Here is a 19,389-nt window from a genome sequence, read left to right as displayed (position 1 = left end):
TGCATCACAAGACAGGGACCAAGTTCAGATGGCGAAAAGATGGTATTCGGTCAGTGTTTTGTCGAACTTCGAAAAGAAGATTGCCGAGCAAATCCGCACCACGGTCGCCGAGCAAGAGCTTGAGGACCAAATCGACGAGGTGCTGGTCCCCACCGAAGAGGTGATCGAGGTCCGGCGCGGCAAGAAAGTCACGACAGAGCGTCGCTTTATGCCCGGCTATGTCCTGGTTCATATGGAGATGTCTGATCGCGGGTATCACCTGATCAACTCGATCAACCGCGTCACCGGTTTCCTAGGGCCGCAGGGCCGTCCGATGCCGATGCGTGACGCCGAGGTCACCGCGATCCTGGGCCGCGTCCAAGAGGGCGAAGAAGCACCACGCACGCTGATCCACTTCGAAGTGGGTGAGAAGGTCAAAGTTGCGGACGGCCCGTTCGAAGACTTCGACGGTATGATCGAAGAGGTCGACGACGAGAACCAGCGCCTCAAGGTGTCGGTGTCGATCTTTGGCCGGGAAACACCGGTCGAATTGGAATTCACTCAGGTCAACAAACAGGTCTGAGCGATCGGCGGGGCGACCCGCCATACGGTGGCAACACCGTTCGTTTGTGGGAGGGGACAGCGGCGCGCCGCCCAACCGCACCACGCTAGCAAGCGGCCACATCGCGATGTGGTTGTATAGGGTGAACGAAAGTTCACCGACATTAAAAGGAGAAGGCCAATGGCCAAGAAACTCGTCGGTACGATGAAGTTGCAAGTTAAAGCGGGTCAAGCGAACCCATCCCCACCCGTCGGCCCCGCATTGGGTCAGCGCGGGATCAACATCATGGAATTCTGTAAGGCGTTCAACGCCAAGACAGCGGACATGGAGCCAGGTGCCCCTTGCCCGACCGTGATCAGCTACTATCAGGACAAGTCCTTCACCATGGACATCAAGACGCCTCCTGCGTCCTACTACCTGAAGAAAGCTGCCAAGGTTAACTCCGGCGCGAAAACACCAAGCCGCGAGACCGTCGGCACCGTGACCACCAAGCAACTGCGCGAAATCGCAGAAGCCAAAATGGCCGACCTGAGCGCTGTGGATGTTGAATCCGCGATGAAAATCATTCTGGGCTCTGCCCGCTCCATGGGCATCGAGGTTAAGTAAGATGGCAAAACTCGGAAAACGCACCCGCGCCGCACGCGAAGCATTCGTAGGCAAAGAAGATCTGACCGTTGAAGAAGCAGTCGCACTGATCAAAGCCAACGCAACCGCGAAATTTGACGAAACCATCGAAATCGCGATGAACCTCGGTGTTGACCCCCGTCACGCCGACCAAATGGTTCGCGGCGTTGTCGGCCTGCCAAACGGCACCGGTAAATCCGTTCGCGTTGCTGTATTCGCCCGTGGCCCCAAGGCTGACGAAGCACAAGCAGCAGGTGCCGACATCGTTGGTGCCGAAGACCTGATGGAAGCTGTCCAAGGCGGCAAGATCGACTTTGATCGCTGCATCGCGACACCTGACATGATGCCCATCGTTGGTCGTCTTGGTAAGGTTCTTGGCCCACGTAACCTGATGCCAAACCCAAAAGTCGGCACAGTTACAATGGACATCAAAGAAGCTGTTGAAGCTGCTAAAGGCGGTCAGGTTCAATTCAAAGCTGAAAAAGGCGGCGTTGTGCATGCTGGCATCGGCAAACTGTCCTTTGACGAAGTCAAGCTGGTTGAAAACGTACGTGCCTTTGTTGGTGCCGTGTCCAAAGCCAAGCCTACCGGCTCCAAGGGTGCCTACATGAAAAAGATCGCGCTGAGCTCCACAATGGGCCCAGGTGTGACTGTAGAAGTCGACAACGCTGTAACCGAGTAAGGTCCAGCGATAGGCGCAGTCCTGCGCCTGCGATCAGATCCCCGCATTGGTCATCCGATGCGGGGATTTTTTTATGCGGAAACCTGCCGGCTAAGCGCGGTCTGTTGGCGTTTGAAACAGATTAGCTTAAACTCCGCGCAAGAAAGTCGAGTTTCCCCTTGGCATTCCGCGCTGCATTCCCTAAGAAGCCCTCGATTCACTATGCATCGCATGGTGAGTCTTCTGTCCGAGACGAAGGGTGGCGCAAGCCTTAATTCCTTTCTGAGATGGGAGATGCAAGAATTACCGTTCGCGTAAGCGTGGGGCTATTTTGGCTTATTCCCGTAAAATGGACCAAGACTGTTCGCGTAAGCGGACTTAATTGAGCCGGGGGGTAACCCCCAGATTTGGAGTGAAACTGTGGATAGAGCCCAGAAAGAACAGTTGGTCGAAGAGCTCGGCCAAATCTTCGAAAGCTCTGGCGTCGTTGTGGTAAGCCACTACGTCGGCCTGACAGTTGCTGATATGCAGGACCTTCGTGCGCGCGCTCGCGCTGCGGGCGGGGCCGTGCGTGTTGCCAAAAACAGGCTCGCCAAAATTGCCCTAGACGGAAAGCCATGCGAAAGCATTGCAGATCTCCTGACGGGTATGACCGTTCTGACCTATTCCGAAGACCCCGTGGCAGCTGCCAAGGTCGCTCAGGAATTCGCTAAAGAGAATCAAAAGTTTGTCATTCTCGGCGGCGCAATGGGTGAGAACGCACTGGATGTCGCCGGTGTTGAAGCCGTGTCCAAGATGCCTTCGCGGGAGGAGCTTATCTCCACCATCGCGGGTATGCTGGGCGCACCTGCTTCCAACATCGCCGGGGCCATTGGCGCACCTGCAAGCAACATCGCTTCCATCTTGTCCACCATCGAGGACAAGGCGGCTGCGTAAAGCAATATCGTCAAGCTGGCGCAGGGTTGAACACTCGCGTTGGAACACACATATCGTTAACGGAAAGAGCTAAACATGGCTGATCTGAAAAAACTGGCAGAAGACATCGTTGGTCTGACACTGCTGGAAGCACAAGAACTGAAAACCATCCTCAAAGACGAGTATGGCATCGAGCCCGCAGCTGGCGGCGCAGTGATGATGGCTGGCCCTGCCGATGCAGGCGCGGCTGCTGAAGAGAAAACTGAATTCGACGTCGTTCTGAAGAACGCCGGCGCATCCAAAATCAACGTGATCAAAGAAGTTCGCGGCATCACCGGTCTGGGCCTGAAAGAAGCCAAAGATCTGGTTGAAGCTGGCGGCAAGATCAAAGAAGGCATCGACAAAGCCGAAGCCGAAGACATCAAAGCCAAGCTGGAAGCAGCTGGCGCAGAGATCGAACTGGCCTAAGCCATTAGATCTGGGTGCTGTTTTTGCTTGATGAAAGCAGACCGAAGTTTGTAAAGCTTTGGGCAAGCCCATAAAAATTAAGGCTGGACGGGGAATTCCCTGTCCAGCCTGATCTGTTTTGAAAAGTATTTCGCGCGAAATACTTCTCTGGATAGGTCCTAGTGGTCGGAAGAGGTACGGTGGGACGTGCCTCAAGAATTGATCAGGATTTACCGCTCTTATGGGCGCGCATCACGGCCCCGGTGATGGCGAGCTCGGCAAGAGATACGAAAGGTGACAGACACATGGCGCAAACCTTCCTTGGCCAGAAACGTCTACGTAAATACTATGGCAAAATCCGCGAAGTGCTGGAGATGCCGAACCTGATCGAGGTTCAGAAATCCTCTTATGATTTGTTCCTGCGCTCCGGCGATGCGGAAACACCGACAGACGGTGACGGCATCCAAGGCGTGTTCCAGTCGGTTTTCCCGATCAAGGACTTCAACGAGACGTCGGTGCTTGAATACGTCAAGTACGAGCTCGAGAAACCCAAATACGATGTCGAGGAATGTCAGCAACGCGACATGACCTACAGCGCGCCTTTGAAGGTGACGCTGCGCCTCATCGTATTTGATGTGGATGAAGACACCGGTGCGAAATCGGTGAAAGACATCAAAGAACAAGACGTGTTCATGGGCGACATGCCCCTGATGACGCCAAACGGTACCTTTGTTGTGAACGGTACAGAGCGTGTTATCGTATCCCAGATGCACCGTTCGCCCGGCGTTTTCTTTGACCACGACAAAGGCAAAACCCACTCTTCGGGTAAGCTGCTGTTTGCTTGCCGCATCATCCCATACCGCGGGTCGTGGCTCGACTTTGAATTCGACGCCAAAGACATCGTGTTCGCGCGCATCGACCGTCGTCGTAAGCTGCCTGTAACAACGCTGCTCTACGCGCTTGGCCTTGACCAAGAAGCGATCATGAACGCGTATTACAACACCGTGAACTATACGCTGAAAGACGGCGAAGGCTGGGTTGCACCTTTCTTCCCTGACCGTGTGCGGGGCACACGTCCATCGTATGATCTGGTTGACGCCGCAACCGGCGAGATCCTGTTCGAGAAGGGCAAGAAGGTTACACCTCGTGCCGTTAAGCAGTTGATCGACGAAGGCAAAGTGACAGAACTGCTGCTGCCCTTCGGTCACATCGCTGGTAAATTCGCCGCGCGTGACATCATCAACGAAGAAACCGGCGCGATCTATGTCGAAGCGGGCGACGAGCTGACGCTCGAGCACGATAAAGACGGCACGCTCATCGGCGGTACAGCGAAAGAGCTGATCGACGCGGGCATCACCGAGATCCCACTTCTCGACATCGACAACATCAACGTCGGCCCCTACATGCGTAACACCATGGCGGCGGATAAGAACATGAACCGCGACACCGCGCTCATGGACATCTACCGTGTGATGCGCCCGGGCGAGCCGCCCACAGTCGAAGCCGCGTCGAACCTGTTCGACACGCTGTTCTTTGATGCGGACCGCTATGACCTTTCCGCGGTTGGCCGCGTTAAGATGAACATGCGTCTTGCGCTCGACAAAGAAGACACGCAGCGCACGCTGGACCGTGACGACATCGTCGCCTGTATCAAGGCGTTGGTTGATCTGCGTGACGGCCGTGGCGACATCGACGACATCGACCACCTTGGGAACCGCCGTGTACGCTCCGTTGGCGAACTGATGGAAAACCAGTACCGCGTCGGCCTGCTTCGTATGGAGCGCGCGATCAAGGAACGTATGTCCTCGGTCGAGATCGACACTGTCATGCCACAAGACCTGATCAACGCGAAGCCAGCGGCTGCTGCGGTACGTGAATTCTTCGGCTCCAGCCAGCTGTCGCAGTTCATGGACCAAACCAACCCGCTGTCCGAGGTGACGCACAAGCGTCGTCTGTCCGCGCTTGGGCCAGGTGGTCTGACACGCGAACGTGCCGGCTTTGAGGTGCGTGACGTTCACGCGACCCACTACGGTCGTATGTGTCCGATTGAAACGCCCGAAGGTCCGAACATTGGTCTGATCAACTCGTTGGCAACATTCGCCCGCGTAAACAAATACGGCTTTATCGAAACACCCTACCGTAAAGTAACGAACGGCGTTGTTTCCGATGACGTGCAGTACATGTCCGCGACCGAAGAAATGCGTCACACGGTGGCGCAGGCGAACGCGAACCTTGATGAGAACATGAAGTTCGTCAACGATCTGGTGTCGACACGGAAATCCGGTGACTACACGCTGTCGCCTTCCGAGAATGTCGATCTGATCGACGTTTCGCCGAAACAGTTGGTCTCGGTCGCGGCGTCCTTGATCCCGTTCCTTGAAAACGACGATGCGAACAGGGCCTTGATGGGCTCGAACATGCAACGTCAGGCGGTGCCTTTGCTTCAAGCCGAAGCACCACTGGTGGGCACAGGTATCGAAGAAGTCGTCGCACGGGATTCCGGTGCTGCCTATATGGCGAAACGCGGTGGTATCATCGACCAAGTCGACGCCAGCCGTATCGTTATCCGCGCCACCGAAGACCTTGAACTGGGCGACGCGGGCGTAGACATCTACCGCATGCGCAAATTCCAGCGTTCGAACCAGAACACCTGCATCAACCAGCGTCCGCTGGTGAAAGTGGGCGAGACGGTTCAAAAGGGTCAGGTTATCGCGGACGGTCCATCGACCGATATGGGTGAACTGGCGCTTGGTAAGAACGTGGTCGTCGCGTTCATGCCCTGGAACGGCTACAACTACGAAGACTCCATCCTGATCTCTGAACGTGTATCGCGTGACGACGTGTTTACCTCGATCCACATCGAGGAATTCGAAGTCGCCGCCCGTGATACAAAGCTGGGACCAGAGGAAATCACACGCGATATTCCGAACGTCGGTGAAGAAGCGCTGCGCAACCTCGACGAGGCGGGCATCGTGTACATCGGCGCGGATGTTGAACCCGGTGACATTCTCGTCGGCAAGATCACTCCCAAGGGCGAAAGCCCGATGACGCCAGAAGAAAAACTGCTGCGCGCCATCTTCGGTGAGAAAGCCTCGGACGTGCGCGATACATCGCTGCGTGTGAAGCCCGGTGATTTCGGTACCGTTGTTGAAGTCCGCGTGTTCAACCGTCACGGCGTTGAAAAAGACGAACGTGCGCTGCAGATCGAACGTGAAGAAGTCGAACGTCTGGCTCGTGACCGGGACGACGAACTTGGCATTCTTGACCGCAACATCTACGCGCGTCTGCAGTCGATGATCATCGGCAAGACGGCTGTCAAAGGCCCGAAAGGCGTCAAGGCAAACTCTGAAATCACCGAAGACCTGCTGGCATCCTTGTCGCGCGGTCAGTGGTGGCAGTTGGCTTTGGCCGACGAAGATGATGCCAAGATCGTCGAAGCCCTGAACGAGCAATACGAGATCCAGAAACGGACCTTGGATGCACGTTTCGAGGATAAAGTCGAAAAAGTCCGTCGTGGTGACGATCTGCCCCCGGGTGTGATGAAGATGGTCAAAGTCTTCGTCGCGGTGAAGCGCAAGCTGCAACCGGGCGACAAGATGGCCGGTCGTCACGGCAACAAAGGTGTTATTTCCAAGGTTGTACCGATGGAAGACATGCCGTTCCTCGCGGATGGTACGCCGGTCGACTTCTGTTTGAACCCGCTGGGTGTTCCGTCGCGTATGAACGTCGGTCAGATCCTTGAAACCCACATGGGTTGGGCCGCACGTGGCCTGGGCATCAACATCGACGAGGCGCTGCAGGAATACAAACGCTCCGGCGATCTGACACCTGTGCGCGAAGCAATGCACCACGCCTATGGCGACGATGTCTACGAAGAAGGCATCTCGGGTATGGACGAGGAAACATTGCTGGACGCCGCCAAGAACGTCGCGCGCGGTGTCCCAATCGCCACGCCGGTATTCGATGGTGCCAAGGAAGCGGATGTGAACGACAGCCTGACACGGGCCGGTTTCGACAGCTCCGGTCAGTCGGTCCTGTTTGACGGCCGCACGGGCGAGCAGTTTGCACGTCCGGTGACCGTCGGCGTGAAATACCTGCTGAAACTGCACCACCTTGTGGACGATAAAATCCACGCGCGTTCAACTGGTCCATACTCGCTGGTCACCCAGCAGCCATTGGGCGGTAAAGCGCAGTTCGGTGGTCAGCGCTTCGGTGAGATGGAGGTCTGGGCTCTGGAAGCTTACGGCGCTGCATACACCCTGCAGGAGATGCTGACTGTGAAATCGGATGACGTGGCCGGACGGACCAAGGTCTATGAAAGCATCGTCAAAGGCGAAGACAACTTCGAAGCCGGTATTCCGGAATCGTTCAACGTACTTGTGAAAGAGGTACGCGGTCTTGGCCTGAACATGGAACTCCTGGATGCGGAGGAAGACGAGTGAGGCACGCGCCGGGGTTTTCATAAACCCCGGACCGTTTCCTGAAGCAGGAAACACCTCACTCCCTCCGCTTTCGAGACTTATCTAAGGATTTAAGATGAACCAGGAACTGACAAACAACCCGTTCAACCCCGTCGCGCCGATGAAGACGTTCGACGAAATCAAGGTCTCTCTGGCATCGCCAGAGCGGATCCTGTCGTGGTCGTTCGGTGAAATCAAGAAACCAGAAACCATTAACTACCGGACGTTCAAACCAGAGCGTGACGGCCTGTTCTGCGCGCGTATCTTTGGCCCGATCAAAGACTACGAATGCCTGTGCGGTAAATATAAGCGCATGAAGTATCGCGGCGTTGTCTGCGAGAAATGTGGTGTCGAAGTCACGCTGCAAAAGGTCCGCCGCGAGCGTATGGGCCACATCGAGCTGGCGTCGCCAGTTGCGCACATCTGGTTCCTCAAGTCGCTGCCATCGCGCATCGGCCTGATGCTGGACATGACCCTGCGCGATCTGGAACGTGTTCTTTACTTTGAAAACTACGTTGTGATCGAACCCGGTCTGACGGACCTCACCTATGGTCAGATGATGACCGAGGAAGAGTATATGGACGCGCAGGATGCCTATGGCATGGACGCGTTCACCGCCAATATCGGTGCCGAAGCGATCCGCGAAATGCTGGCCGCCATCGATCTGGAAGCCGAAGCAGACCAGCTGCGTGCCGATCTGAAAGAGGCGACCGGCGAACTGAAGCCCAAGAAGATCATCAAGCGTCTGAAAGTCGTTGAATCCTTCCTCGAGTCCGGCAACCGGCCCGAGTGGATGATCATGACCGTCATTCCCGTGATCCCGCCAGAGCTGCGCCCGCTGGTGCCGCTGGACGGTGGCCGTTTCGCCACGTCGGATCTGAACGACCTGTATCGCCGCGTGATCAACCGGAACAACCGCTTGAAGCGTCTGATCGAACTGCGCGCGCCTGACATCATCGTCCGCAACGAAAAGCGGATGTTGCAGGAATCCGTCGATGCCTTGTTCGACAACGGCCGTCGCGGCCGCGTTATCACCGGTGCCAACAAGCGCCCGCTGAAGTCGCTGTCCGACATGCTGAAAGGTAAGCAAGGTCGCTTCCGTCAGAACCTTTTGGGTAAGCGCGTCGACTTCTCCGGCCGTTCGGTCATTGTGACCGGCCCCGAGCTGAAGTTGCACCAGTGCGGTCTGCCCAAGAAGATGGCGCTCGAGCTGTTCAAGCCGTTCATTTACTCGCGCTTGGAGGCCAAAGGTCTGTCTTCCACTGTGAAGCAAGCCAAGAAGTTGGTGGAAAAAGAGCGTCCCGAAGTGTGGGACATCCTGGACGAAGTGATCCGCGAACACCCCGTCATGCTGAACCGTGCGCCTACCTTGCACCGTTTGGGTATTCAGGCGTTCGAACCGGTACTGATCGAAGGTAAAGCGATCCAGCTTCACCCGCTGGTCTGTTCCGCCTTTAACGCTGACTTTGACGGCGACCAAATGGCTGTGCACGTGCCGCTTTCGCTGGAAGCACAGCTGGAAGCACGCGTCCTGATGATGTCGACGAACAACGTTCTGTCGCCAGCAAACGGCGCGCCGATCATCGTTCCGTCGCAGGATATGATCTTGGGTCTGTACTACACGACCCTGGAACGCGAAGGCATGCCGGGCGAAGGCATGGTGTTTGGCTCTGTCGAGGAAGTCGAGCACGCGCTTGGTGCCGGTGCGATCCACTTGCATTCCAAGATCAAGGCGCGGATCAAACAGATCGATGCCGAAGGCAACGAGGTGATGAAGCGTTACGACACCACGCCCGGCCGTATCCGCCTTGGCGCGTTGCTGCCGCTGAACGCCAAAGCGCCGTTCGATCTGGTGAACCGTCTGCTGCGTAAGAAAGAAGTGCAGCAGGTCATCGATACGGTCTACCGCTACTGTGGTCAGAAAGAATCCGTTATCTTCTGTGACCAGATCATGACCATGGGCTTCCGTGAAGCTTTCCGTGCCGGCATTTCCTTCGGTAAGGACGACATGCTGATCCCGGAAACCAAGTGGACATTGGTGGACGAAACGCGCGAGCAGGTTAAAGACTTTGAACAGCAGTACATGGACGGCCTGATCACTCAGGGTGAAAAGTACAACAAAGTCGTCGACGCCTGGTCCAAGTGTAACGACAAGGTCACCGACGCGATGATGGGGGCCATTTCGGCCGAACGTCGCAACGATGACGGCGCGGTGATGGAGCCGAACTCGGTCTACATGATGGCGCACTCCGGTGCGCGTGGCTCGGTCACACAGATGAAACAGCTGGGCGGGATGCGCGGTCTGATGGCGAAGCCGAACGGCGACATCATCGAGACTCCGATTATCTCGAACTTTAAAGAAGGTCTGACCGTTCTGGAGTACTTTAACTCCACCCACGGTGCCCGTAAGGGTCTGTCGGATACCGCTTTGAAAACAGCGAACTCGGGTTACCTGACCCGTCGTCTGGTGGACGTGGCACAGGATTGTATCGTGCGTATGCATGACTGTGGCACCGAAACCGCGATCACGGCCGAAGCGGCTGTGAACGATGGTGAGGTCGTCTCTTCGCTGGCGGAACGTCTGCTGGGTCGCGTTGCGGCGGATGACATCCTGCGCCCCGGGACCGACGAAGTGTTGGTGCCTGCGCAGACTGTGATCGACGAACGTCTGGCTGACATCATCGACGAAGCAGCGGTTCAATCCGCACGGATCCGAAGCCCGCTGACCTGTGAGGCCGAAGAGGGCGTCTGCGCCATGTGCTATGGTCGTGACCTTGCACGCGGTACGCTGGTGAACCAAGGTGAAGCTGTCGGCATTATCGCTGCTCAGTCGATCGGTGAACCCGGCACGCAGCTGACCATGCGTACATTCCACATTGGTGGTGTTGCGCAGGGTGGCCAGCAGTCCTTCCTCGAGGCATCGCAGTCCGGTAAGGTTGTGTTCGAGAACGCTCAAACCCTTGAGAACGCCGCAGGCGAGATCATGGTAATGGGCCGGAACATGAAGCTCGCCATCGTTGATGATAACGGCGACGAGCGCGCCAGCCACAAGGTCGGCTACGGGACCAAGCTGTTCGTCAAGGAGGGTCAGTCGATCCTGCGCGGCGACAAGCTGTTCGAATGGGACCCCTACACGCTGCCGATCATCGCGGAGAAATCCGGTATGACCAAGTTCGTCGACCTGACGTCGGGGATCGCGGTCAAGGATGAAACCGATGATGCAACCGGTATGACACAGAAGATCGTGATCGACTGGCGTGCAGCACCGAAAGGCAATGAGCTGAAGCCGGAAATCATTCTGGTAGATGCCGATGGCGAACCGGTCCGCAACGATGCGGGCAACCCGGTGACCTACCCAATGTCCGTTGATGCCATTCTGTCCGTTGAGGACCAGACTGAAATCAAGGCCGGTGACATCGTTGCGCGTATCCCGCGTGAAGGTGCCAAGACCAAGGATATTACCGGTGGTCTGCCACGTGTTGCGGAACTCTTTGAGGCACGTCGCCCCAAAGACCACGCGATCATCGCCGAGATCGACGGCTACGTCCGCTACGGCAAGGACTACAAAAACAAGCGTCGTATCTCGATCGAGTCGTCCGAGGATCCGGATCACAAGGTCGAATACATGGTGCCTAAGGGTAAGCACATTCCCGTTGCGGAAGGTGACTTTGTCCAGAAGGGCGACTACATCATGGACGGCAACCCCGCGCCGCATGACATCCTCGCGATTATGGGTGTCGAAGCGCTGGCTGACTACATGATCGACGAAGTGCAGGATGTTTATCGTCTGCAGGGCGTTAAGATCAACGATAAGCATATCGAAGTGATCGTGCGTCAGATGTTGCAGAAGTGGGAAGTCCAGGACAGCGGTGATACCACCCTGTTGAAAGGCGAACACGTCGACAAGCAAGAGTTCGACCAGGCCTGTGCCAAAGCGCTGTCCAAAGGCGGGCGTCCTGCGCAGGGCGAACCGATCCTGCTGGGGATCACCAAGGCGTCGCTGCAAACCCGCAGCTTCATCTCGGCGGCGTCCTTCCAGGAAACCACTCGCGTTCTGACCGAAGCATCGGTTCAGGGTAAGCGCGACAAGCTGGTTGGCCTGAAAGAGAACGTCATCGTGGGCCGTCTGATCCCAGCCGGTACCGGTGGTGCGACGCAGCAGATGCGCAAGGTTGCGACAGATCGTGACAACGTGGTCATCGAGGCCCGTCGCGAAGAAGCCGAAGCCGCAGCACGTCTGGCCGCGCCAGAGCCTACAGCCGACGATGTCGTTGGTGGCGATGTCTTCGACAACGTCCCCAGCGACGACGAAAGCCGCAGCTAAGCCTAGGCTTGAAACCTGACCAACAGAGCCCCCGCCGAGAGATCGGCGGGGGTTTTTCGTTGTGGGGCAGGGGGATGAAATAGCGTCGAAAATTTGCGCCGGTGGGCTGGTTTTCCACCGCGGCTTGCGCCAATGATAAGCCAACCTAATAAACTGAAAGCCACCCGATGTCGCCAAACCTTGCCGGAGCACTTTTCATGATGGGCTCCATGGCGGCCTTTGTGTTGAACGACACGATGACCAAGACGACCGGCGGGGCGGTGCCCCTGTTCCAACTGCTGTTCTTGCGCGGTGTGATCTCTATCTCGTTGATCGTGATGCTATGGGGGCGGCTCGGCCCGATGCACCTGCGTCTTAGCCGGCGCGATTGGAAACTGGTCGCAATCCGGTCTGGTGCCGAAGTCGGGGCGAGCTTTTTCTTCGTGACCGCGTTGTTCAATATGCCCTTGGCGAACCTTAGCGCCATTCTGCAGTCCCTGCCGCTGACGGTGACTTTGGGCGCGGCGCTGGTCTATCGCGAAAAGGTCGGCTGGCGGCGCTTCTCTGCGATCCTTGTGGGGTTCTTCGGCGTGATGCTGATCGTCAAGCCGGGCACCGAGGGCTTCAACATCTGGTCGATCTACGCGCTGATCGCGGTGTTCTTTGTCACCGTGCGCGACCTCAGCACCCGTCGCCTGTCGAAAGAGGTGCCGTCGATGACCGTGACCTTCGCCGCTGTGCTGGCCGTGACGGGGTTTTCGACCTTCGCGCAGTTCACCACGCCGTGGGCTCCGGTCTCTTCCGCGCATTGGGTCGCCATTACGGCGGCCGCGGTCTTTGTGCTGATGGGGTATTATTTCAGCGTGCAGACGATGCGGGTGGGCGACGTATCGTTCATCGCGCCGTTCCGCTATACGGGGCTGATCTGGGCGCTTATTCTCGGGTGGTTGGTGTTCGGCGACTGGCCGGTGCCGTCAACACTCGCCGGGGCATCTATCGTCGCTGCGACGGGGCTGTTCACACTCTACCGTGAACGCATCACCACCCGCCCGCTGCCGCCGCTTTAACCTTTGGCAAAGACGCGGCGCACAGTGTCGATGTCGATGGCAAAGCGGTCCTTGAACAAGATCTCTTCCTCGGGGCTGAGGGGGGATAGGTCGACCGCCCGTGCATTCTTTTGGCGTGAATCGTTAAATCCGTTGTGGCCGCGGACATACATCGCAGGGTCGGGAAAGCTCAGCGCAGGCATGAAGCGGGGCAGCTTGTCATGGGCAAAGTTCATGATCGTAAGCGGACACCCCGCGTTCACGAACATTGCCAACGCCGCGGTGTAGAACGGCCGGAACGACGGGGTCGCCGCGATGCCATCTGCACCGAACTCGGCCACGTAGCCCTTGTTCCAGTCAAGCGCGACGGACTTGTGCTGGACCAGGAGCGGGGCGGCGTCATCAACAGCTTTACGTAACTTGGCCACGAAATCGACCGCAATTGCGTCGTCGTCATCAAAGCGGAATTGCACACAGGGTTCAGAGCGCGCGTGGCGGGCCTTGTTTAGAATCTCTTTCATCACCTCGCGGTGCGGGCGTGGCGGCTCTACCACAATCCGCGCTTGGGGCAGGGGGGCGAGCAGGGCCTTCAGCCGTTCCAGATGGACAGGGGGAAAACGATCGCCGACCAGCACGATCATCTCGAAATCCGGGTCTGTTTGCGCCATCAGACAGGGTAGGGCGACGGTTTCGAACAGGCGGAACCTTTCTTCAAGCCGCGCGGGATCATAAAGGTAGGCGATACGATCAGCGGTGGTGTCATGCCCGACCTGAAACCCGCCAAGCGCCGGATAGGAAAAGCGGCATAGCCCAAGTACCTGCATCGTGATCCGCCCTGTCCGAATAATGTGGCATAAATATGCGCGGTAGCCGGGGTATCTTGCAAGGCGGAATACCCGTTTGGCGTGCCATGGGCGGCTTGGGGGCGGGGGCTGTTGACAGCGTGGACGACTCTGCCTATACGCCCCTTATCTCGGATGCGGGGGTCGCCCTGCTTTGCCGACATCATATCTACTGTGGTCACGATCCGGTCTACTGCTGACTCGATCCTCTGTTACCCCACCGCTTCGTTTTCCTCGGTACGGGAACGCTGCGGTGATTTTGCTTTGCGCCAGTGGTGTAGGGCGAAAGATAGGCTTCGTGGACGTGCGAAGTGACCGAATTTGAAACCGCACTGGGGTCCGCCCCGCTGCACCACTTATGTGAGCTAAACGGGGATAAAACCGGAATGCCAACGATCCAACAGCTGATCCGCAAACCGCGCCAGCCTAAAATCAAACGTTCGAAATCCATGCACCTGCAAGAATGCCCGCAAAAGCGCGGCGTTTGTACACGTGTTTACACCACCACACCTAAGAAGCCGAACTCGGCCATGCGTAAGGTTGCCAAAGTGCGCCTGACCAACGGTTTCGAAGTCATCAGCTACATCCCGGGTGAATCGCACAACCTGCAAGAACACTCCGTTGTTCTGATCCGCGGCGGCCGTGTAAAAGACCTTCCCGGTGTGCGCTATCACATCCTGCGCGGTGTTCTCGATACGCAAGGCGTTAAAGACCGTAAGCAGCGTCGCTCCAAATATGGTGCAAAGAAGCCAAAGTAATTTGGGTCGGTTTGGGGTCGCGCATCGCGGATACACGATGCCGGATCCCGCCGCCCGCCATGTTTTCCCGTAAGGGAGTGAGCCGAGTAAGACTGAGCGCCGGACGATCGGGGTGCAATATGCACCAGACGCACTGGACCAAACCTTCCTCGGCAACTGACAATTAGGAGCTTTAAATGTCACGTCGTCACGCCGCTGAAAAACGCGAAGTACTGCCAGACGCCAAGTACGGTGATCTGGTTCTCACCAAATTCATGAACAACCTGATGATCGACGGTAAGAAGTCGGTTGCGGAGCGTATCGTTTACAACGCGATGAACCGTGTTGAAGACAAAATCAAACGCGCGCCCATCGAAGTCTTCCACGAAGCGCTGGACAACATCAAGCCGTCCGTCGAAGTGCGTTCGCGCCGCGTTGGTGGTGCCACCTATCAGGTTCCTGTCGAAGTGCGCCCCGAGCGTCGCGAAGCACTGGCGATCCGCTGGTTGATCAAAGCGTCCCGCGCCCGCAACGAGAACACGATGGAAGAGCGCCTTGCCGGTGAGCTTCTGGACGCTGTTCAATCGCGCGGTACTGCTGTTAAGAAGCGCGAAGACACCCACAAGATGGCCGACGCGAACAAAGCGTTCAGCCACTACCGCTGGTAATTCGGGCGGCATAAGCCGTTCCCGTCGCGTCCCACCCCGGGGCGCGATTTATCCGTTTCAGATATATTCGAGGAAGCAGCCCAATGGCACGCGACTATCCGCTCTCACGCTACCGCAATTTCGGCATCATGGCCCACATCGACGCAGGCAAAACAACCTGCTCCGAACGGATCCTGTTTTACACTGGTAAGTCCCACAACATCGGCGAAGTGCACGACGGTGCCGCCACGATGGACTGGATGGAGCAGGAGCAGGAACGCGGTATTACAATTACCTCCGCTGCGACGACAACTTTCTGGCAGCGCCAGGAAGAGCCAACAGCCGACGCGACATCCGACACCAAGTACCGGATGAACATCATCGACACCCCCGGCCACGTTGACTTCACCATCGAAGTTGAACGTTCGCTGGCCGTTCTTGACGGCGCGGTTGCTGTTCTTGACGCCAACGCCGGTGTTGAGCCCCAGACCGAAACCGTTTGGCGCCAAGCGGACCGCTACAAGGTTCCACGCATCGTTTTCGTCAACAAAATGGACAAAATCGGCGCTGACTTCTTCAACTGCGTGAAGATGATCAAAGACCGTACCGGTGCGACACCTGCGCCGATCCAGATCCCGATCGGTGCCGAAACCGAGCTGGAAGGCATGATCGATCTGGTCACCATGAAAGAATGGGTCTGGGCCGGTGAAGATCTTGGCGCGAGCTGGGAACAACGCGAAATCCGTGCCGAGTTGAAAGACCTGGCCGACGAATGGCGCGCGCATCTGATCGAGACTGCGGTCGAGATGGATGACGAAGCCATGGAAAACTACCTGATGGACGGCGCAGAGCCTGACGTCGACACCCTGCGCGGTCTGATCCGTAAAGGGACACTGGCGATCAAGTTCATCCCCGTACTCTGCGGCTCCGCGTTCAAAAACAAAGGTGTTCAGCCTCTGTTGAACGCTGTAATCGACTATCTGCCATCCCCGATGGACGTTGTTGACTACATGGGCTTCAAACCAGGCGACGAGACAGAGACACGTAACATCCCACGCCGTGCGGATGACGACATGGCCTTCTCCGGTCTGGCGTTCAAAATCATGAACGACCCCTTTGTTGGCTCGCTGACCTTTACCCGCATCTACTCCGGTGTGCTGAACAAGGGCGACACGCTCTTGAACTCCACCAAAGGTAAGAAAGAGCGCGTCGGTCGTATGATGATGATGCACTCGAACGATCGTGAAGAGATTCAAGAAGCGTTCGCGGGCGACATCATCGCGCTGGCAGGTCTGAAAGACACAACAACCGGTGACACGCTTTGCGCCGTCAACGATCCTGTTGTTCTTGAAACAATGACCTTCCCCGATCCGGTTATCGAAATCGCGGTTGAGCCTAAAACCAAGGCTGACCAAGAGAAGATGTCCACCGGTCTGGCGCGTCTGGCTGCAGAAGACCCCTCCTTCCGCGTTGAAACGGATCTGGAATCCGGTCAGACCATCATGAAGGGCATGGGCGAACTTCACCTCGACATTCTGGTGGACCGTCTGCGTCGTGAATTCAAAGTTGAAGCGAACATCGGTGCGCCTCAGGTTGCCTACCGCGAGACCATCTCGCGCGAAGCAGAAATCACCTACACCCACAAGAAACAGTCCGGTGGTTCCGGTCAGTTCGCCGAGGTGAAGATGATCCTGATGCCAACCGAGCCAGGCGAAGGCTATTCCTTCGAAAGCCGCATCGTTGGTGGTGCCGTTCCGAAAGAATACATCCCGGGCGTCGAAAAAGGGATCAACTCGGTCATGGACTCCGGTCCTTTGGCGGGCTTCCCGGTCATCGACTTCAAGGTTGCTCTGATCGACGGTAAATTCCACGACGTTGACTCCAGCGTTCTGGCGTTTGAAATCGCGGCCCGTATGGGTATGCGCGAAGGCATGCGTAAAGCTGGTGCGAAACTGCTCGAACCGATCATGAAAGTCGAAGTTATCACCCCTGAGGACTACACAGGCGGGATCATCGGCGATCTGACATCGCGTCGCGGTCAGGTTCAGGGTCAGGACACACGCGGGAACGCAATCGCGATCGACGCACAGGTGCCGCTGGCCAACATGTTCGGCTACATCAACACGCTGCGTTCGATGTCGTCGGGTCGTGCGAACTTCACCATGCAGTTCTCGCACTACGAACCTGTTCCGCAGAACATCTCTGACGAGATCCAAGCGAAATTCGCGTAACTGGCGCGTTGCAATAACTGGGACGGCGGGGATAACCCCGCCCTACCCAAACCGTAGGGTGGGTGTCCAACCCACCGCCCAATTTGAAAACCAAGGAGGCCACCATGGCTAAGGCAAAGTTTGAACGTAATAAACCACACGTTAACATCGGTACCATTGGTCACGTTGACCACGGCAAAACCACGTTGACCGCGGCGATCACCAAGTACTTCGGCGACTTCCGCGCCTATGACCAGATTGACGGCGCGCCCGAAGAAAAAGCACGCGGCATCACCATCTCGACCGCACACGTCGAGTATGAGACCGAAGGCCGTCACTACGCCCACGTCGACTGCCCAGGCCACGCTGACTATGTGAAAAACATGATCACCGGTGCGGCGCAGATGGACGGCGCGATCCTGGTTGTGAACGCTGCTGATGGCCCCATGCCACAGACCCGCGAGCACATCCTGCTGGGCCGTCAGGTCGGCATCCCCGCCATGGTTGTCTACATGAACAAAGTAGACCAGGTGGACGATGAAGAGCTGCTGGAACTGGTTGAAATGGAAATCCGCGAACTGCTGTCTTCCTACGACTACCCAGGCGACGACATCCCTGTGATCCCCGGTTCCGCTCTGGCGGCGATGGAAGGCCGTGACGAGAACATCGGCGAGAACTCCATCCGCAAGCTGATGGAAGAAGTCGACAACTACATCCCGACACCAGAGCGCGCTGTTGACCAGCCGTTCCTGATGCCTGTGGAAGACGTCTTCTCGATCTCCGGTCGTGGTACAGTTGTGACCGGCCGTGTTGAGCGTGGCGTGATCAACGTTGGCGACGAAATCGAAATCGTTGGCATCCGCGACACCAAGAAAACCACATGTACCGGCGTTGAAATGTTCCGCAAACTGCTGGACCGTGGGGAAGCTGGCGACAACATCGGTGCCCTGCTGCGCGGTATCGACCGTGAAGGTGTTGAGCGTGGTCAGGTTCTGTGTAAGCCAGGTTCGGTTAAGCCGCACACCAAGTTCACAGCCGAAGCCTATATCCTCACCAAAGAAGAGGGTGGCCGTCACACGCCGTTCTTCGCGAACTACCGTCCACAGTTCTACTTCCGGACAACAGACGTCACCGGTACCGTTCAACTGCCAGAAGGCACTGAAATGGTTATGCCTGGCGACAACCTGCAGTTCGACGTCGAACTGATCGCCCCCATCGCGATGGAAGACGGTCTGCGCTTCGCGATCCGCGAAGGCGGTCGTACCGTTGGCGCGGGCGTGGTTTCCAAAATCACCGAGTAAGCCAACCCGCGGGTCACCCCCGCGCACCGGCAACAAGACGAAGGCCGCTCCCACAAGGGGCGGCCTTTTTCGTGGCTTGGGGACGGGCGGTGCTGGCTGTGACACTACCGGTTTGACCGCTGATTGCGGTCGTACTGGGCGGATTCGAGCGAAACCTCGGATTCCCCCCTTGCCACATGGCGCGACTCGACCTATAGAGCGCAAGTCTCAGCGGGGTGCGTTTTTACGCGCCCCGTTTGATTTACGACAAAACGCAATGAAGGGCCGTGATGAGGCGTCTCTTCCTCTTCGTTTCTACTCCCAATGAGGGATGATGACATATGGCACAAAGCCAAAATATCCGCATCCGTTTGAAGGCGTTCGATTACCGCGTGCTGGATGCGTCCACACAGGAAATCGTTAACACCGCCAAGCGTACCGGTGCATCTGTTCGCGGCCCAATCCCGCTGCCGAACAAGATCGAAAAATTCACAGTTCTGCGTGGCCCACACGTTGACAAGAAATCCCGTGACCAGTTCGAAATCCGCACGCACAAGCGTCTGCTGGATATCGTTGATCCGACCCCCCAGACCGTGGACGCGCTGATGAAGCTCGACCTGGCCGCTGGTGTGGACGTCGAGATCAAGCTGCAGTCATAAGCGTAGGAGGGTAATAA

The 19,389-nt window shown here is 57.1% G+C and carries 14 protein-coding genes; 13 read left to right on the top strand and 1 reads right to left on the bottom strand.

The window, feature by feature from the left end; translation table 11 throughout:
* The first annotated feature begins 28 nt into the window (after window positions 1-28).
* The 8 genes from nusG (at window position 29) to AB1495_RS03480 (ending at window position 13,018) form a co-directional block, all read left to right on the top strand.
* A complete protein-coding gene (nusG, locus tag AB1495_RS03515) occupies window positions 29-562 on the top strand; it encodes a transcription termination/antitermination protein NusG (protein WP_005849878.1) in 534 nt (177 codons plus the stop codon).
* A 159-nt stretch (window positions 563-721) separates the two neighbouring features.
* A complete protein-coding gene (rplK, locus tag AB1495_RS03510; protein WP_005849876.1) occupies window positions 722-1,147 on the top strand; it encodes a 50S ribosomal protein L11 in 426 nt (141 codons plus the stop codon).
* A 1-nt stretch (window position 1,148) separates the two neighbouring features.
* Window positions 1,149-1,847, top strand: coding sequence for a 50S ribosomal protein L1 (gene rplA, locus AB1495_RS03505; protein WP_074637838.1), 699 nt, complete (start codon window positions 1,149-1,151; stop codon window positions 1,845-1,847).
* Window positions 1,848-2,246: 399 nt separating this feature from the next.
* Window positions 2,247-2,762 carry a 50S ribosomal protein L10 gene (gene rplJ / locus AB1495_RS03500; RefSeq protein ID WP_037941629.1) on the top strand — a complete coding sequence of 172 codons (516 nt, stop codon included), beginning with the start codon at window positions 2,247-2,249 and terminating at the stop codon, window positions 2,760-2,762.
* Window positions 2,763-2,837: 75 nt separating this feature from the next.
* Window positions 2,838-3,209, top strand: a complete 372-nt coding sequence (rplL, locus tag AB1495_RS03495) for a 50S ribosomal protein L7/L12 (protein WP_005849872.1) — start codon at window positions 2,838-2,840, stop codon at window positions 3,207-3,209.
* A gap of 284 nt (window positions 3,210-3,493) precedes the next feature.
* The gene (gene rpoB / locus AB1495_RS03490; protein ID WP_005849870.1) at window positions 3,494-7,630 is read left to right on the top strand and encodes a DNA-directed RNA polymerase subunit beta; all 4,137 of its coding nucleotides are present in this window, start codon (window positions 3,494-3,496) and stop codon (window positions 7,628-7,630) included.
* 94 nt (window positions 7,631-7,724) lie between these two features.
* Entirely contained in the window at window positions 7,725-11,972 is a 4,248-nt protein-coding gene (gene rpoC / locus AB1495_RS03485; RefSeq protein ID WP_005849869.1) for a DNA-directed RNA polymerase subunit beta', read from the top strand.
* A 167-nt stretch (window positions 11,973-12,139) separates the two neighbouring features.
* Window positions 12,140-13,018, top strand: a complete 879-nt coding sequence (locus AB1495_RS03480) for a DMT family transporter (protein WP_074637836.1) — start codon at window positions 12,140-12,142, stop codon at window positions 13,016-13,018.
* Here AB1495_RS03480 and AB1495_RS03475 read toward each other — a convergent pair.
* Window positions 13,015-13,821, bottom strand: a complete 807-nt coding sequence (locus tag AB1495_RS03475; protein ID WP_074637834.1) for a putative rhamnosyl transferase — start codon at window positions 13,819-13,821, stop codon at window positions 13,015-13,017. The two genes, AB1495_RS03480 and AB1495_RS03475, sit on opposite strands and share 4 nt — an antisense overlap.
* A gap of 404 nt (window positions 13,822-14,225) precedes the next feature.
* Here AB1495_RS03475 and rpsL point away from each other — a divergent pair, with 404 nt between their 5' ends.
* From rpsL to rpsJ, 5 genes are all read left to right on the top strand, one after another.
* Window positions 14,226-14,597, top strand: coding sequence for a 30S ribosomal protein S12 (gene rpsL, locus AB1495_RS03470; protein ID WP_005849863.1), 372 nt, complete (start codon window positions 14,226-14,228; stop codon window positions 14,595-14,597).
* 176 nt (window positions 14,598-14,773) lie between these two features.
* Window positions 14,774-15,244, top strand: a complete 471-nt coding sequence (gene rpsG / locus AB1495_RS03465) for a 30S ribosomal protein S7 (protein ID WP_005849857.1) — start codon at window positions 14,774-14,776, stop codon at window positions 15,242-15,244.
* 83 nt (window positions 15,245-15,327) lie between these two features.
* Window positions 15,328-17,454, top strand: a complete 2,127-nt coding sequence (fusA, locus tag AB1495_RS03460; protein WP_037941636.1) for an elongation factor G — start codon at window positions 15,328-15,330, stop codon at window positions 17,452-17,454.
* 104 nt (window positions 17,455-17,558) lie between these two features.
* The gene (gene tuf, locus AB1495_RS03455) at window positions 17,559-18,734 is read left to right on the top strand and encodes an elongation factor Tu (RefSeq protein ID WP_005849852.1); all 1,176 of its coding nucleotides are present in this window, start codon (window positions 17,559-17,561) and stop codon (window positions 18,732-18,734) included.
* Window positions 18,735-19,054: 320 nt separating this feature from the next.
* On the top strand, window positions 19,055-19,372 hold the full coding sequence (gene rpsJ, locus AB1495_RS03450) for a 30S ribosomal protein S10 (protein ID WP_005849850.1): 318 nt from the start codon (window positions 19,055-19,057) through the stop codon (window positions 19,370-19,372).
* Window positions 19,373-19,389: the final 17 nt, after the last annotated feature.

It is taken from the genome of Sulfitobacter pontiacus (assembly GCF_040790665.1).
In the GTDB taxonomy this organism is placed as follows: Bacteria; Pseudomonadota; Alphaproteobacteria; order Rhodobacterales; family Rhodobacteraceae; genus Sulfitobacter; species Sulfitobacter pontiacus.
Note: the sequence above shows the minus strand (reverse complement) of the source record. Positions and strands in the feature narration are given on the sequence as shown.